A 17,365-nucleotide genomic window follows, 5' to 3' on the forward strand; every position below is an offset into this window, starting at 1 on the left:
ATAGTAATCTATCGGGAAATGGATTTAGTCTTTGGTTTCTTTTTATTTCTTCTTCCCCAAAAAATAACGAAGCCAGTAAGGGGTAAAGCGGCGGCTAAAAGACTAGCTATAAAAGCAATAATTTTCCCGGTCAAGCCGAAGAATTGTCCCGTGTGTAAACCATAATTCATTTCCTGAAGTTGCATTCCTGCACTTTTATTTTCGTAGAAATTTTCTTTTAAAAGCGTCCCAGTTTTTGGATGAAAAAGCAAATTCGATTGATGGTGAAATCCTAAAGCTTCCGGGTAGGAACCGGTTATAATGGCTTCCTTTTCTCCTAAATCCCAAACAAAAAACATTTCATCCATGGGCTTTGCCTTAAAGGCAGTTGCTAAAGCAATATCAACCGGCTTTGTGGTGCTCATGGTTGTAAGCGTGGTATCGATGAAAGGTTTCATTTGTTCTCTAGGAAATTCCTTCCCCAGATTACCCAGCACATACATCGTCTTGTGCATCCATTCATACGAAAACGTCAAACCCGTGATGGCAATGAGTATTGCGATGATTGAAATATAAAAACCCGTAACATTGTGCCAATCATAATTGACGCGTCGCCATTTGGCATCCCATTTTATCTTGATTCGGTTTTTGAGGTCTTTCTTCTTTTTCGGCCACCATAAAACGATACCGGATATAACCATCAAAACAAAGATGATGGTAGAGATTCCTACAATTTGTTTTCCTATTTCGGGTGGCAACCATAAATGCATGTGTAAATCTTCGACAATCACAAAAAAATCTTCCTCCAAGTTTTCTGCATGTAAAAAATCTCCCGAATAAGGATTGAAGAAAATATTGTGCGGTATTTCTTTAATGGTTGAATAGACAATGGCTGGTCGATCCTTTCCATAAAAAATAACCATGTCGGTTGTGGCCTCAGGATATAATTTTTTGGCGTTTTGTTGTAAAGTAGAAGCAAGTATATATGGCTTGTCTTGAACTTCAACCTTTCGGTAACTTCTGGTCAGGTCTTTTATTTCATCGTGAAAACAAAAGATACAGCCGGTAATGCTGACTATAAACACAATAAGCCCGGAGGTGAGTCCGAGCCATTTGTGAATAAAGCGTATTGATTTTTTTAAACCCATTAAAATTTATACGAAATGCTTCCCATAAAAGTTCTTGGAGCCTGAACGTTGATTGTTGTATAGCCGTTGAAATACAATTCATCGGTCAAGTTGTTTACTTTTATAGAAAGTCGGTATTTTGGTTGATCATAATACAAAGCAGCATTTACAACGGAATAGGATGGAAGCGTGAAGGTTTGAACATCTGCACTATTTCCGTTAGCCAATGGATTTCGGTTGTAGATAAACGTTTCATCTGCATAATTTCCTCCGAAACCAAAGCCTAAACCTTTTAGCTTCGAATTTTGAAGGCTATAACTGATCCAATAATTAATCATGTTTTCTGGTCCAGCCGTTTCAGGGCGAAGTCCGTTTACATCGGCATTTGCATTGTTCAATTTGCTGTTGTTGAAAGCATAACCTACGATGAAATTCAACCCAGGAATTGGGTTTGCAGTCACTTCTGTTTCAAAACCTTTGCTGGTTTGATTGCCATCCTGAACGCTTGTGTTGGCCAATGTTCCTGCTCTTAAAATATCTTCTACCTCAATGTTGTAGTAGCTCAGTGTGGCACTCAATTTATTTTGAAAAGCGTTTACTTTGATTCCCACTTCAACTTGGTTTGCTTTTTCTGGATCAAATGCTTTCAATGCAGCCACTCCATTAACATCGGCTAATTGAAAGCCATTGTTCTTAAAACTATTTTGGTAATTGCTAAAAACCGAAACCTGGTCTTTAATGATTTGATATACGATTCCGAATTTTGGCGAAAGGGCATTTTGAGAAAAAGCTCCGGTTGTTGTATTTCCTGCTGGATCAAAAGTTCCTTCGTTATTAAAATGATCAAATCGCAAAGCGACTGATAGCATAAAATTATCGGTAACATTCAATACTTCAGAAAAATATGCACTGTATGTTGTCAGTGCCTTTTGTTCTTTGTAATGAGTTCCTTGTGCAAATAAAGCTTCGGCGGCTTGAGGCGTGAAGGCATAATAATTTGGGTTTGCTCCAGTATAATTTACAGTATCAAAGTAGAAGAAAGTTGGCAAATAGCCATAACCCACTTTGCTCTCAAGACGATACACATCGGCTCCAGCCAAAAATCTGTTTTTCATTCCGAAAAGTTCAAATTCGCCATTAAAATTTTGTTGGAATTGGATGATGTTGTCTCTTCCGTCGATGTTCCAAACATTTCTTGACATTTCATCATTGCCCAGTAAATAAAACCAAGTCTGTGGCCCAACCGATTGATTGGAGCTGCTGCTCAATACCGATTGCGATTTCCAGTTGTCTGACATTTGGTAATTGGCTTGAGCAAAAACGTTTGCTGTTTTGGTATTCATCATGAATTCATCACCTACAAACGAGCGTTTCCAATTCATTTTGATGTCATTCGCATTATGAAGACCTAAGCTGTTTGGTGTTTCGCCGAAAGGCAAATAAATCAATGGCATTGACGAAGCATCTACGTTGGAAAGTTCTGCATCAATAGAGATCGATAGTTTTTCATTGACTTGATACGAGAATGATGGGGCAAAAAAGAAGCTTCTGGTATGACCATAATCTTGAAACGTATTGGCATTGTTGTAAGCTGCATTTACCCTCAACAAAGCGGTATTGTCGTTATTTATTGGTGAATTTACATCAACAGTAATCCGGTTTAAACCGTAACTTCCTGATTGATAAGATATTTCTCCGCCAAAATTGTCAAATGGTTTTTTCGTCACACGGTTAATCAAACCACCATATGAAGTCAATAAACTTCCAAAAAGCGTGGCTGATGGTCCTTTGATACTTTCAATTCGTTCTAAATTAGAAGCATCGACATTGTTTGTGATTTTTCCAGCAATTCCGTTTCGCAACAAGCTTTGTGTGATGAAGCCACGAGAAGAAAAATACGAACCTCCGTCGCCAACACGACCTGTTGAAGCCCAAAGTTGGTACAATCCAGGAATGTTTTTCAAGGCTTCGTCTTGGTTCACGACCAATTGGTCTTTCATTAATTCTTTGGTAACCACACTGTAAACTTGAGCGTTTTCAAGGTTTTTAATAGGCATTCTCGAAACATATTCACTTTCAGATTTGGTATATCGGTTTACGTTTCCGGTAATCACCACCTCTTCAAGAGTTTCGTTTTTGCTGTTCAAAACAATGGCAGGTAATGTTGTGGTTTGATTTTCAGATATGAAAAAGCCCGTTTCTTTTGTCGTAAAACCAACAGAAGAAGTTTTCAGAACATAGCCTCCTGTCTTTAAATTTTTAATTTCGAATTTTCCATTAGCATCCGTTTGGGTGCCAAATCGTGTTCCGTTTACAGTAACGGTAACATTTTCTATCGGACTGTTGTCCGAACTTACTACACTTCCTGTCAAAGCTCCTTTTTCCTGTGCAATTGCAATTAGGCTAAAGAAGATACTCAACAGCATTGCAAATATATTCTTGTTCATGTTGAATTTGTTTTTAATAATTCGATGGCAAAAGTACGTTGCAAAAAAATGCGGTGCAAGTTATTTTGAATTATTCTAAATAGGAATTCAAACGATTCAAAAATTTGAAAATTTTGTAGCTTTTTAACGAAAAAAAATGATAATTAGGTTTTGTTGAATTTTTCAGATGGAAATTCAAAATTATCATTCAGAAATCTTGAAGTAAAATAAAAACCCCGCCTAATTATCGGCAGGGCTTTGGTATTATTTCTGACACAAGTGTGGCTTGCTAAACAACTTCTTAAACTCCGAAAGCTGGTATTTGAAATATTGTTTATGAAATATTCTAATGTTATACCTGCTTCTGTAATACAGTATCGTTTGATAGATATAAGCAGTATCCTGTTTGTAAAACTTAGAATAGAGCTTTTCAATCTGATGAAGGAGAGGTGTCTCTTCAGAAATTTTTGACAGGTTTTTCATCCGGTCAAAAAACGACAATGGCGCTTGGTGAAACTTCATCCTGTTGATGTCAATCAGGTAGAAACGATATTGACCATCGGCTATTTCTTCTATAAGAATATTGCCTGGCGTACTGTCGATAAACTCAATTCCTTTTTGATGCAGTTCAAACATAAAGGCAGCATATTGTTCCAAAACACCATCATGGTTCTTGCAGTGTTCACTTGCTAGGATTTCCCTCAACGTAATCGCATTGAGATGCTCGCAAGCATAGTAGCTATCCTTGATTCCAAACACATTTGAACGCTCCAAAAAACCTATAGGCTTAGGCGTATTGATGCCAAGAGAAAAAAGCTTTCCTGCATTTATAAAAGAACGTTGCGCTTTTGATTTTCGAATGTATTTGTAAACAAACGAATTGAATAAGTTGGGTTTCTTGAATGATTTTATGGAAATAAATCCGTCGTTATAGGCTAATTTCTTTATCGTATTTCTACCGGCTTGTATAAGTTTCCCCTCATTAGGAAACATCTCCACAAGATGTTCTATTCCTCCTTCGGTTTTCATGTTATTATTGTTTTTGTTTTAGTGTATAATCCCCCGTTGCAGTTTCAAATCACAACGGGGGACTTTATTTTAGGTATGCTTGGTTGAGAAACCGTCATCGGCTACTTCTCTGTGCTCATAATCTTCGGTCATCAATTCGGCATAATCCGTTTGCTCTTTTCCTTTGCGCAATCTGTTTTTGATGCTGTCAAAAATTGAATAGACAACCGGAACAATAACCAATGTAAGGAATAAAGAAGAAATCAAACCTCCAATGATTACCCATGCCAGACCGTTGTTCATTTCGGCTGCGGCACCGGATGCCAATGCAATCGGGAACATACCGAACACCATCGCAATGGTCGTCATCAAAATCGGACGAAGACGTGCATGGTTGGCTTGAATCAATGCCGTTCTGGTATTCTCTCCGGCTTCTTTTCGGTGGTTGGCAAAATCGACCAGAAGGATCGCATTTTTACACACCAGACCGATAAGCATGATGATACCCAGGATTGTAAATACGTTCAGCGAGTTGTTGGTCAAGGCCAAGGCCAATAAAGCTCCGATGAACGAAAGTGGAATCGAGAACAATACTACGAACGGTGTAGCAAAACTGTTGTACAAAGCCACCATTACCAAATAAACCAAGATGATAGCGGCCAATAATGCTACTCCAAGTGTTCCAAAACCTTCCGTTTGGTTTTCCATATCACCACCCCAAACATAGTTTACTCCTGTTGGGCGTTCCATTTGAGAAAACACTGCTTCCCATTCTCCAGCAACTGTTCCTGATGGACGACCAACCGTTTGTGCTTCGACACTTACAGAAGGCGATTTGTCACGTCTTTCCAGCAAACTCGGACCTGAACTTTGCGTGATTTTGGCAAACTGGGACAATTTTATCTGCTGTCCAGCATTGTTCACAAAAATCAATTCACTTACATCATTAAAGTTGGAACGATTAAACTCGTCGTAGCGGATGTTGATGTCATATTCGTATTCACCGGCACGGAATTTACCATCAGTGTTTCCGTTGAAGGCCGTTTGCATGGTCATACCAACAGTACTCAGATCCAATCCAAGTGCCGCCATCTTGTCACGATCCACCTGAACATTGATTTCAGGATTTCCATCTTCGGATGTCAATTTAACCTCCGAAGCTCCAGGAATCTTGCGAAGCTCAGCGGCTGCTTTAGCGGCGAAAGCCATCGCGTCTTTTTGAGAAGGTCCTGTAACAGTCAGCAAGATTGGAGCCTGATCGGCACCGAACAATCCTACAGGAACCGTCTTGATTTTTGCACCCACCAGTTCTTTCTCCAATTCGCGTTTTACTTTTGCGGCATATACGAAGGTATTGTCCTCACGCTCTGATTTGTCGTTTAGCGTTACCTTGATTTCCGATTTATAAAGCGTAGTTTGGGAACCTCCAAAACCATCACTCGTTTGTCCTACAGTAGTGATCAATCCTCTTACTTCGGGTTTGCTTTTTAGGAAAGCTTCGGCTTTTTGAACAGCAAAATTTGATTGTTCGATAGAGGCATCTTTTGGTAATTCTACCTGAACCATAAATTCACCCTTGTCAATCTTGGCGAAGAACTCCCCACCAATGAAGCCTCCCATAAGCAATCCAATGGAAGCAAAGAATAAAATAACTACGATTAAAAGTGTCTTGAATTTATTGATCAACGACCATTCCAATATTCCCGTTACCCAGTGCGTGAATTTATCCAAACCGCGCTCAAACGAAAGTATGATTCTTCCAAAGAAGGTTTTATTGGTAATGTGCTCCAATTTTCCATAACGGGAGAACAACCAAGGCACGATGGTAAACGATGCTAGTAATGATAATAAAGTTGCAATAACAACCGTCATACAGAACTGCGTGATGATATTCGATACCAATCCAGTACTCATGGCAATTGGAAGGAACACCACCACAATTACCAAGGTAATCGCGGTTACGGTAAACCCAATTTCGGAAGCTCCATCATAGGCAGCTCGAGCTTTGTTCTTGCCCATCTCCATGTGGCGGTGAATGTTTTCCAAAACCACAATCGCATCATCCACAAGGATACCAACCACGAGTGAAAGACCCAGTAAACTCATCAAGTTCAAAGTATATCCTAACAAGCTGATACCAATAAATGTCGCAATCAACGAAGCTGGAATCGATACCATTACAATCAAGGCATTTCTAAAACTGTGCAGGAAGAACAGCATTACAAAGGCAACCAAGAAAATCGCAATGAACAAATCCTTCATTACCGCATTTGCTGCGGTCAATGTAAATCCGGTGGTGTCATCGGCAATGTTCAGTTTTACATTGTTGACTTTATAATCGGTTTCGATTTGAGCAACTGCTTTCTGAACGGCCTCACTCACCGCAACCGCGTTCGCATCCGATTGTTTGATGACTTGCAAAAGAATGGCACTGTTCTGGTTGATACGTGCAATCTTTTTTACTTCTTTTTGGGAATCCTGAACATCGGCAATATCGCCCAAACGAACTTGTATTCCGTTTTTGGAAGAAACTACGAGATTACGCATTTCTTGTACATCTTTATACTTACCCGACAAACGGATCAACGTACTGTTTTCTCTGGTTTTGATGTTTCCAGTAGGGAAATCCAAATTGGAAGACAGCAATAACTGTTGCACTTGTGGAACTGAAAGGCCGTAACCTTGCAGTTTTTTGGCATCAAGGCTGACCTGGATCTCTCTTTCTTCACCACCCACAAGGTTTACCTGTGCCACACCTTGTACACGTGATAGTACAGGTTGGATTTTCTTGTCCAGAAGATCATAGAACTCAATTTGGTTCATATTTGCCGTTGCACCAATGGTAATGATCGGCAAGTCACTGATCGAGAATTTCACCAAAGACGGCGGATCCACATCGTCCGGTAGATCTTTCAGGATGGCATTGATCTTACGTTGTGCATCGTTCAAAGAGTAATCGGCATCGGCATCCGCGGTAAGCGTCACCATTACAAGCGACAAACTCTCGTAGGATTTTGTTTCAACTTTCTTTACGTTTTCCAAGGAAGCAATTGCGTCCTCAATTTTTTTGGATACCGTGTTTTCTACTTCCGAAGGCGATGCTCCAGGATAAACGGTAGAAATGGTAACCACGTTCACTTCAAATTTAGGAACCAATTCATAACCCAGCTGGGTATAACTGAAGATACCTCCCAAGGTCAGTATGATAAACAAGACCGCGATGATGGTGGGTCTTTTTATGGATATTTCTGCTAATTTCATATTTACCTTCTTATTTTTTTACGTCCACTTTTGCACCGTCCGTCAAGTTGATTTGTCCACCAACTACTACCACATCTCCATCGTTCAAACCGTCAAGTACTTCCACTTTTTCTCCGAAGATTCTTCCAGAAACAATTTTGGTCAGTTTTGCAATACTGTCTTTCACTACAAAAACTTGGTTGTTGCTCACACTTCCTACGAAAGCAGTTCTTGGTACGATTCTGATTGGTGTTTTCTGTGTAGAATTGCTTTCAAAATGAGCCGTACCGTACATACCCGCTTTCAAGTCATTGTTTGCGTTGTTTGCAATTTCAATTTCAATAGGAAAATTCAATGATTCGTCTGCCATTGGAGCGATGAAAGTGATTTTTCCTGAGAATTCCTTATCAGGATAAACACTTGCTTTTACTTTTACAACAGATCCTACTTTTAAGGAAGCCACTTGGTTTTCGCTTACAGCTACTTTCAATTTTAGTTTAGAAACATTTACCAAATCAAACAATTGTGTTCCAGGAGCAACTACTGAACCTGGCTCAATGTATTTCTTGTTTACAATTCCGTTGATGGTTGATTTGATCGTTGCATCACCAAAACTGATGTTGGCTTGGTCCAATTGCGCTTTTGCATTAGATAAAGCTAGCTTAGATTGGTCAACCTGTTGCTTAGTTACACCACCTGTTTTGAAAGCATTCTCAAAACGTTGGTTATCGGCCAAAGCATTTTGGTAATTTGCTTTAGCACTTTGAACATCAACCGAAATTTTATCTGCTTTTATGACGGCCAAAGTCTGTCCGATTCTCACAACGCTTCCTTCTTTTACTAAAACTTTAGTGACTCTTCCTGCGTTTTCTGCAGAAAAACTAAGTTCTTGAAGTGGTGCAAAGCTTCCGTTTGCAATAAAATCTGTAGAAACAGCTTCACTTTTTACAGTGTCGATATTTACCGAAACTGTGGTGTTTTTTTGTGCCACAACCGCAGTTTCTGCTTCGTTCTTTTTCTTATTGTTGGTTAAGACAAAACCGATTAGACCTAAAACTGCCAGTCCGATTCCTATATATAATACTTTTTTCATTTTTATTTTGATTGATTAGTTTGTAAGTGTTCTTAATTCTCCTTTTGATTTGATTAACTGTATTTCGGCCAATTTGTATTCCAATAAGGCTGAAGTATAATTGTTTTGTGCTTCTACCAAAGAGTTTTCGGCATCCAATAAATCCGTCAATGGAGCCAAACCTTGGTAGTAGTTGTTTCGGGTATTGTCTAAAACTTCCTGAGCCAATTGTGCATTTTCCTTTTGATTTTTGATGGTAATCAAGCTGTTTTCAATTTGAGTACGTGCATTTTCGAAAGCTAAATCCAATGAAAGTTTCGTGTCTTCCTTATCGGCCTGGATTTTTCTCAAATCAACTTCCGCTTGACGGACTCTTGCTCTTGTACCGAATCCTGTGAAGATTGGGATTCTCAAATTCAATCCGATGCTAGAATAATCCGACCAATACACATCATCTGACGGTTTTTTGAACCAAGGCAATTCAGGTCCTTGTCCGATATAATTGTATCCTGCCGAAAGCGAAAGCGTTGGATAGTATTCTGCAATGATGGATTTTTTCTGATAGGTTAATAATTGCTCTTGCTTGTCCAATAACAAATATTCGGTTCTGTTGGCTGTATTTGGGGCTTCCGCCAAAGCTTGTGGCGTTACTTCAAATTCTGTTTTAGGAAGTGTTATCGGAGTTTCAATTGGCATTCCCATATAGAATTTCAAAGCGTTTTCCTGTAATTGCACCGCATTGATCAACTGTTGGCGTTGGGTATTGATGTTGTACAACTTCACAGTAATCCTGTCCAAATCGATTTTTTTGGCCAAACCATTGTCAAACTGACCTTGGATGATGCCCTTGGCTTTGGTCGTGTTTACATAATTGCTGTCAATTACCGATAGTTTTTCTTTCTGAACAAATACTTCGTAATAGGCATTTGCTACCCTTTCGATAACCTGTTCTTCGGTCAATTGCGCATTGATCTGATAGAATTCCCTTGTTGATTTTGCCGCTTTCAATCCGGTGAAAACCGCTTGGTCAAAAATGGCTTGTGTTAACGAAACACCAGCAGTAGAATTCCATTTCTGTCCAAAAGGAACCAATTGCACACCGCCAGTAGTTGGCGTTCCAGGAGGAGCAAACGCACCCATATCAATCGCATTCAATTGAAGGATTGGGTTGTAAGTTACGTTTCCGTTTGCCGTAATTTGAGGCAATGCTCTCGAGCGAACTTCCTGAATTTGGTATTCGCTGTTTTCAATTTCCAGTTTTGCTTTCTTGGCATCAGCCTTGTTTTCAAGGGCATACTTGATGGCGTCTTTCAGCGTCAACGTTTGGCTTTGTGCCGAAACGCCTGCCGAGAGGAGCGATGCAACAAAAATGAAAGCGACTGTTTTAAGCTTTATAAAGCGGCTTGGGGTTTTCATTTGTTTAAATTTATGATTGATTTGATTGTTTTTACTTGATAAATAAGGTGTCCATTATAATTTCTTTTCGGTCTGAAAGTATTTTATCATACTCTTGATCGGTCAAATGCATTGTTTTTTGGAAAAGAGGACGCATCGCGATAGGAAAAGAAGTCAGTGAAATCATATTAAGAATAAATTGAACAGGATCTGTTTTTCTTATCAAACCTTCTTCCATGGCCACTTCAAATTCCTCATAGAATTTCTTAAGTACACGGTCCATACCTTCTTCGTCTTTAAAATAGCAGCCTTGGTTGAATTGTGTTACCAGATACATTTCCATGTATGGATATTCTCTTGCCATGTCGAATGTATCGTCAATAAACTCTGCGATTTTGGCCTTAAACGGAAGTTCTGAGAAAATAATGGATTCCGTTCTTTCTTGCTCTCTGGCTTGTGCATCTGCAAAAACCAAGTCGAATAATTTGTCTCTCGACCTAAAATAATAATTGATTAGGGTTCGGTTAACTCCTGCAGCATCGGCAATTTCCTGTGTAGTAGCATTAAATTTACCTTCACCAAAAAACAATCTCTTGGCGGTATTTTTAATGTGCACTTCGGTTGCTTCGTCTTTTCTTTCTGTTGACATTTTTATTTAACTAATTTATTTGACAAAATTGTTAGGGCAAAGGTATATACTTTTTTGTTTAACATTTTTGTCAAATATTCTATTTAACGGTTTTTTAACAGAAAGCGTTTTCGTTGTTTTTTACAAGTTTGATTATCCACTTGGAATAGGGAAAAAATTTAATATTTATAAAAAATGATAAAAAGTAACATATTTCTTTCATTTTGTAATTTCTTTATTGCTACTTTTACAACCATTTTAGTTATATGAATCCCTTACCCTACGACGCCCTCAGTGTATAATTCGAAAATGAAAAAATATTATCTTTTGCTTCTGTTTCTTTTTCGAAATGGATTGGGTGAAATATATGCTCAAGAGACTACCTTAAAACATAGAATATCGAAGGGAGAAACAATTGAGGTCATTGCAAAAAAGTACAATATAAATCCAAATGAATTATATGTATTAAATCCTAAGCTGGCTGATGGATTTCAAGAAAATGACATAATTCTGATACCACAAACCAAGATTTGGAATAGCAAGGAAGTTGATTCACATGTGGTTTATCATTTGGTTCAACCTCGCGAAACTAAGATTGGCCTTTCAAGAAAATACAATATTTCAATTGAAGAATTAGAGCGTCAGAATCCGCATATCATTGATATGTTGAGGGCAGGTGCAGAATTGAAAATTCAGTCAGAAGGGATAAAAAATAATCTCAATTCAAATCTGGGCTCCGATAACAGTGCTCAAAACGGAGACTATGAACCCTATTTGGTAGAACGTGGAGAAACCCTCTGGGGTATAGCCAGACGCTATAAAATATCTGTTTCAGAATTGATTGATATTAATAGGTCTGTCCTAGGAGCTGTTTTGTTAAGCGGTCAAACAATAAGAGTTCCTTCAAAAAAGGGAAGCCCAATACAAAATACAAATTCGGACTTTGAGCAGCATCTGGTTGAAGCAGGGGAAACGAAATATGGACTTTCTAAAAGATACGGCGTGACTATCGGGGAGTTGGAGGATTTGAACCCGCATATTGTGAAAATGCTTAGGACAGGACAGCAAATCAGTATTCCTGGAAGAGCCGTAGCCAAACCAGTTGCAAAACAACAAACGGTAAAAGAAGAACCAAAAGTTATTGAGCAAAAGGCAGCTGTAGTTGAGAAACCAATTGTAGAAAAGCCTGTTGAGGTGAAGCCAATACAGAAAAAAGAAGAAACAATACAGCCAGAGCCAAATACTGCGGTAACAGATTTGGTTGCGTATGAAGTGAAGCCAAAAGAAACCTTATACGGATTGTCTAAGATGATGGGATTGAGCGAACAAAAATTGATTGAGCTTAACCCGGAATTGAGCAATGGCTTAAAAATAGGAATGATACTGAAAGTGCCTTCTCAAAATGCTTCAAAGATTGCAGAAGCAAAAGCTAATGTTGCTGACAATTCGCAAGAAGGATTGCTAAGGTCCATCAAAAAAGGAGAAGAGAAGGAAATCGTATATTTAATGCCTTTCACGGAGGAAAAATATTTAGATTTTATGAAATCTTCACCAAAATCTTCCGAAGCGACAGCTTATTATGAGTTCTATGCTGGAGCTACAATGGCAATGGATTCGCTTCGAAAGAGTAATGTTTTGATAACATCCAAAGTATTTGAAATTCAATCCTCTGGAGCCACCGAACAGATTTTTACCTCACTTACCGCCAATACTATCCAAAATGCTAAAATGGTGTTTTTTCCGAGAGAGTCTTATCTGTCAGAAAAATTAGGTGATTATTTGTCTAAGAATAATATTCCAATGATTATTTCTGATACAAAACAACCAAATATAACTTTTCCTACAACCTACAACAGTCTGATTCTTGACATGCAACTTAAAAAGCTGGTGCTAGATCATATTGCTTCAAAAAAGCAAAATGTTATCATCGTCAATGATCCTGTAAGAAAGGAGAGTAAAGATTTTATTGCACAAAATTATCCGGAAGCACGATTTGTAAAAATTGACGAAAGCGGCGTTTTTGATTCAGAATCTTTGAAAAGCTTATTGAGTAAGTCGTCTAAGAATTATGTGATTTTAGATACTGATAAAGCAGGATTAATTTTAACAGCAACTAGCTTGTTATTAAAAGATTCAAAAGAGTATGATGTTGAAATAGCATTGCTGGATCCTAAAGAAAATATCAAAGGCGAAACAGTTTCCGAGATGAGATTTAAAGCCTTGAAGATGATTTATCCATCATTATACAAACCAGCAAATACAAAAGAACTAATCAGGTTTAAAAAAGATTATTTGAACAAATATGGCTTTGAGGCAACTAATGAAGCTGTAAAAGGTTTTGACGTTACTTTTGATGCTTTGATGAGGTTGTTTCAGGATAAAGCTTTTAATGTGCTGGCGGAAGAAAATAAAACGGAACAGCTAAAAATAAATTTTAAATACGTTAAGAATTTAAAAGGAGGTTACAGTAATTCAGGAGGTTATATTCTACAATATGATGAAGATTCAGATTCTAAAATTGTTAACTGATGGTTTCTAAAACGATCCATTTTATGCGTTCACCAAAAAAAAACTCAAGGCTTTCTAAAGACAACTTTTCTTCTCAGAAGAGTTTTTTCCTATTTATTCTGTTTTTTTATGGAATCTTTCATGCCGTGGCGCAATGTCCGACAACTATAGATCTCAATCCTTCATTTTGTGATATACAAGCTCCAACAGTAGCAGACTTGCAGGCAACTGATAATGGAAGTGGAATTGCTTGGTTTGCAACCGCAACTTCAACTACGGCTTTGTCACCTGGCTTGGGTTTGATAAATGGTGAAGATTATTTTTTGGATAGCAGTGCGGGGAATTGTGGAAATAGGATTGCCGTTACCGTTAGTCTCTACAGTGCACCTACAGGGCAAAATTTTCAAGGAATATGTGTTTCAGATGCAAATGAGGCAACTATTGCGTCATTAAATGCAACAGGAAACAATGTGCAATGGTACAATAATCCTTTTGGCGGAACGCCTTTAACTAACAACAGCGTAATAACTTCTGGTACTATCTATTATGCAGGACAAACAAATCCAATTACAGGATGTCTAACCTCTCGATTACCCGTTTTTGTGGTAGTCAATGTTGTCAATGAGCCTGTTGGTGAATCACTTCAAATATTTTGTAATGATCCAGAAAATCCGCCAACAATAAGCAACCTGATAGCATCTGGAAATAATAATTGGTACCTAACAAGCACTTCAGCCTTAGTTTTAGATCCTGCTGCCCCATTGATAAATGGCCAAACCTACTATGGAACTACAATAGTACCACCTTGTGAAAGTACGCAGAGATTAGAAGTAACAGTAAGTATTTTGCCTGAGAATGAAGCAGGAGATGATGGTAGTCTTACCCTTTGCGAAACAGATATTGCTACATCTCCAGATATTAATTTATTTGATAGTCTATTGGGAATCCCTTCAAGCCTCGGAGTTTGGACAGGACCAGTTGCAACAACAAATGGCAATTTAGGAACTCTTGAAATCTCTAGTTTGACAGCAACAGGAAGTCCATACATTTTTACCTACACCGTTAGCACATCACCAGAGTGTCCTCCGGATACCGCAACAGTAACGATAACCATAGAGCCACTTGTAGATGCAGGAGAAGATGGTATAGCTTTTTTTTGTCCAGATGACACGCCTGCGGATTTATTTACGTTCCTAGGAGGAACACCTGATTTAGGAGGTACATGGTCTCCAGCATTGGCAAGCGGTTCAGGAATTTTTAATCCATTACTCGACCTCTCCGGGAGCTATGTCTATACATTACCCGCAACAGCGTTCTGTCCGGCTGATTCAGCAACTGTTATTGTAACGGTTAGCGAGATTCCCGAGGCAGGAGAGAACGGTAGTCTAACTTTATGTGAATCGGATTTGGCAACAGCTCCAAATATGAATTTATTCGATAGCTTATCGGGTATTCCTTCAAATCTAGGAGTTTGGACTGGACCAGTTGCTACAGCAAACGGCAATCTTGGAACTCTTGATGTGTCAAATCTTTCAGAATCAGGAAGTCCTTATGTGTTTACATATACCGTCACAACTTCACCACAGTGTCCACCAGATATAGCAACAGTAACGATAACAGTAGAGCCACTTGTAAATGCAGGTGAAGATGGAGTAGCCGTTTTCTGTGGAAATGATGCTCCAGCAGATTTATTTACGTTTCTTGGAGGTACTCCTGATTTAGGAGGTACATGGTCTCCGGCATTGGCGAGTGGTACAGGAATTTTTGATCCTTTGCTTGATCTTTCTGGAAACTATGTCTACACCTTGCCTGCAACCGCATTTTGTCCAGCTGCTTCAGCAACCGTTAATGTCACGGTAAACCAAATTCCTGAAGCAGGTGAGGATGGTAGCTTGACGCTTTGTGAGTCTGATTTGGCTACAGCCCCAGATGTGAATTTATTTGACAGCCTCTTGGGAACTCCTTTGAATATAGGGGTTTGGACAGGGCCATTTACTACAACAAACGGCAGTTTAGGAACTCTTGATGTGTCAAATCTTTCAGAATCAGGTAGTCCTTATGTGTTTACATATACTGTCACAACATCACCGCTTTGTCCTCCCGATGTCGCTACAGTAACAATTACAATTGCTCCTGCCGTAGAACCAGGAGATGATGGTACGGCATTTTTTTGTGGAGATGATGGCCCGGCAGATTTGATTGCTTTTCTAGGAGGAACACCTGATTTTGGTGGGACTTGGTCGCCAACTATGGCAAGCGGAAATGGTACTTTTGATCCCTTAGTTGATTCACCGGGTGTTTATGTTTATACTTTGCCAGGAACTTTGTTTTGTCCTTCAGCATCTTCAATAGTTACCGTTACAGTAGCAGAAATTGCAGAGGCAGGAGAAAATGGCAATTTCGACATCTGTGAGGCTGATGTTGCTACCGCCCCAGATATAAATTTATTTGATACTTTATTAGGAACGCCTTCAAGCATTGGAGTTTGGACCGGACCAGTTTCAACAACAAATGGCAATCTGGGAACATTGAATGTTTCCAACCTTACGATTTCAGGAAGTCCTTATGTGTTTACGTATACAGTAACCACATCACTATCATGTCCGCCAGATGTTGCTACAGTTACCGTAACCGTAGAGCCATTGTATGATGCTGGTAGTAATGGTACTGTCGTTTTCTGTGACAATAATGCACCAGCAGATTTATTCTCTTTTCTTGGAGGAACACCTGATCTTGGTGGAGTATGGTCTCCATCGTTATCAAGCGGTACCGGTTTTTTCGATCCACTTGTTGATTTGGCAGGAACCTATGTCTATAGTTTTCCAGGGACATCTTTGTGTTCTTCTTCTTCAGCTTCGGTAACAGTAACAGTAAACCCTGCTCCAGATGCGGGAGAAAATGGCATTGCAGCCTTCTGTGAAGATGATGCTTCAGCAGATTTGTTTGCTTTTCTGGGAGGCATTCCAGAATCAGGAGGTATTTGGACCCCAAATTTATCAAGCGGTACCGGAATTTTCGACCCTTCTATTGACTTGCCAGGAACTTATACTTATACGGTAAATGGGCCAGCAGGCTGTTTGCCAGATACCGCAACAGTTTCAGTTACAGTTGACGGGCTTCCTACTAATATCCCTGCCGACCTTAACACGGGTGTGGTGTGTTTAAATTCTGATGCAACTATTCAAATATCCAATGCAACAAATCTATCAGATGGAAACTATCAATTGAGTTATCAACTTTCGGGAGCAACAGTCTTTAATGAGGTAGTTACTGTGGTTTTTGAAAATGGCATTGCAAGTTTTATAATTCCTACAACGGTTTTGAATGCTATTGGAAACTACACTTTAAACATTGACCCAATATTGTCAAATACAGCGAATGCTTGCGGTACATCTGGACATACTTTTGATGCATTCATTTTTGAAATAGAAGAAGTCCCTACGCCAATATTTAGCGGTAGCAGTGTATACTGTGAAACGGATAACGCTACAGTATTTAGCTTGTCATCTGCCATTATTGGATCTCAACCAATTGTGTGGTACGATGCTCTTCAAAACGGAACTGCCTATGCAAATGATACCCTCTTGATTGATGGAACAACCTATTATGCAGCAATTGTTTCAGATTTAGGATGTGAGAGCACCACACGTCTCCAAGTTACCGTTACAGTTGAAGATTGCGATACCGAAGAGCTTAAACTAATTATTCCCGATGGATTTTCGCCTAATGGAGACGGAATCAACGATGCCTTTGTGATAAAAAACATTCGAACATTATATCCAAACTTTTCAATAAGCATATACAACCGCTGGGGGAATATTTTATACGAAGGTAATGCGTCTAAACCAGATTGGGATGGAAACAGTGAAAAAGGAGTAAGTGGAAGCAAGCTTCCTACTGGGGTATATTTCTACATTTTAAATTTTAATGACGGAACAAGGAAAGCCGTTCAGGGAAGACTTTACTTGAGCAAGTAATTGAT

At 39.0% G+C, this 17,365-nt stretch carries 9 protein-coding genes; 2 read left to right on the plus strand and 7 right to left on the minus strand.

Annotation, left to right across the window (positions count from 1 at the left end; all coding sequences use genetic code 11):
* Window positions 1-8: 8 nt before the first annotated feature.
* The 7 genes from ACI6PS_RS08135 to ACI6PS_RS08165 all read right to left on the minus strand — a co-directional run bounded on the left by ACI6PS_RS08135 (window position 9) and on the right by ACI6PS_RS08165 (window position 10,896).
* Complete coding sequence (locus tag ACI6PS_RS08135; protein ID WP_421012058.1) at window positions 9-1,127, minus strand: PepSY-associated TM helix domain-containing protein; 1,119 nt, start codon at window positions 1,125-1,127, stop codon at window positions 9-11.
* Window positions 1,127-3,553 (minus strand): TonB-dependent siderophore receptor, encoded by a 2,427-nt coding sequence (locus ACI6PS_RS08140; protein ID WP_421012059.1) that lies wholly within the window; start codon window positions 3,551-3,553, stop codon window positions 1,127-1,129. The genes ACI6PS_RS08135 and ACI6PS_RS08140 overlap by 1 nt, the downstream gene beginning before the upstream one ends.
* 243 nt (window positions 3,554-3,796) lie before the next feature.
* A complete protein-coding gene (locus tag ACI6PS_RS08145; RefSeq protein WP_421012060.1) occupies window positions 3,797-4,561 on the minus strand; it encodes a lipopolysaccharide kinase InaA family protein in 765 nt (254 codons plus the stop codon).
* A 69-nt stretch (window positions 4,562-4,630) separates the two neighbouring features.
* Window positions 4,631-7,801, minus strand: a complete 3,171-nt coding sequence (locus ACI6PS_RS08150; RefSeq protein ID WP_421012061.1) for an efflux RND transporter permease subunit — start codon at window positions 7,799-7,801, stop codon at window positions 4,631-4,633.
* A gap of 10 nt (window positions 7,802-7,811) precedes the next feature.
* Complete coding sequence (locus ACI6PS_RS08155) at window positions 7,812-8,873, minus strand: efflux RND transporter periplasmic adaptor subunit (RefSeq protein WP_421012062.1); 1,062 nt, start codon at window positions 8,871-8,873, stop codon at window positions 7,812-7,814.
* Between the two features lie 15 nt (window positions 8,874-8,888).
* The gene (locus ACI6PS_RS08160) at window positions 8,889-10,268 is read right to left on the minus strand and encodes a TolC family protein (protein ID WP_421012063.1); all 1,380 of its coding nucleotides are present in this window, start codon (window positions 10,266-10,268) and stop codon (window positions 8,889-8,891) included.
* 31 nt (window positions 10,269-10,299) lie between these two features.
* On the minus strand, window positions 10,300-10,896 hold the full coding sequence (locus ACI6PS_RS08165) for a TetR/AcrR family transcriptional regulator (protein WP_421012064.1): 597 nt from the start codon (window positions 10,894-10,896) through the stop codon (window positions 10,300-10,302).
* A gap of 288 nt (window positions 10,897-11,184) precedes the next feature.
* On the opposite strand from ACI6PS_RS08165, the gene ACI6PS_RS08170 reads away from it, so the two are divergent.
* Both ACI6PS_RS08170 and ACI6PS_RS08175 read left to right on the plus strand, forming a co-directional pair.
* Window positions 11,185-13,404, plus strand: a complete 2,220-nt coding sequence (locus tag ACI6PS_RS08170; protein WP_421012065.1) for a LysM peptidoglycan-binding domain-containing protein — start codon at window positions 11,185-11,187, stop codon at window positions 13,402-13,404.
* A gap of 23 nt (window positions 13,405-13,427) precedes the next feature.
* On the plus strand, window positions 13,428-17,360 hold the full coding sequence (locus tag ACI6PS_RS08175) for a gliding motility-associated C-terminal domain-containing protein (RefSeq protein ID WP_421012066.1): 3,933 nt from the start codon (window positions 13,428-13,430) through the stop codon (window positions 17,358-17,360).
* Window positions 17,361-17,365 lie beyond the last annotated feature (5 nt).

The sequence above is a fragment of the Flavobacterium sp. PLA-1-15 genome, assembly GCF_049060005.1.
Classification (GTDB): Bacteria; Bacteroidota; Bacteroidia; order Flavobacteriales; family Flavobacteriaceae; genus Flavobacterium.